Annotated in this window: 1 protein-coding gene and 1 pseudogene; both read right to left on the bottom strand. The window is 72.1% G+C overall.

The annotated features are described in order from the left end of the window. Positions 1–205 (bottom strand): M55 family metallopeptidase (locus tag IF20_RS36895; RefSeq protein ID WP_234427009.1); only part of this gene is annotated, 205 nt, incomplete at its 3' end. A gap of 37 nt (positions 206–242) precedes the next feature. Beyond that, positions 243–516 (bottom strand): annotated as a pseudogene (locus IF20_RS36900) (SDR family NAD(P)-dependent oxidoreductase); the annotation flags it as partial.

Here is a 516-nt window from a genome sequence, read left to right on the forward strand (position 1 = left end):
GCGCCCGCCGGTCGAGCTCCTCCGGCAGCAGATTGCGGAACGACCCGTGCGCGTCGGCCACCCAGACCTCGGCCCCGGGCTCCCCCTCCAGCACCCCGTCGATCACGGCGTTGACCTCGGCCGTCATCGTGGTACGGGCCCGCGTGTAGTCGTAGCCGTCCGGGTGCGTCTCGGAGGCGTGCACGACCCCCGAGATACCTTCCATGTCCACAGAGATCAGTATTTTGGTCACCCGCCCGACCTTACGCCGCCGCCCCGGAGGACCGGGCCGAGATCGCCCCGCTGAGCAGGACGGCACGTCGACGGGTGGTCAATCGGGGCAGCCTCACCACGAGCGCGTTCCGGCGGCCCGACTGCACGCTCGGTCGCCGGCCGCGGTCGAGCGCGTGCATCGCGGTCGCGACCACCTGTTCGGGGGTCTGGTAAGAGCCCTGGTGGGCCCCGCTGCCCAGGCCGTCGAAGAACTCGGTCCGGGTGAGGCCCGGGGCGAGTGACAGCACCCGCAGGCCGGTACCC

Source organism: Streptomyces niger (assembly GCF_000718305.1).
In the GTDB taxonomy this organism is placed as follows: Bacteria; Actinomycetota; Actinomycetes; order Streptomycetales; family Streptomycetaceae; genus Streptomyces; species Streptomyces niger.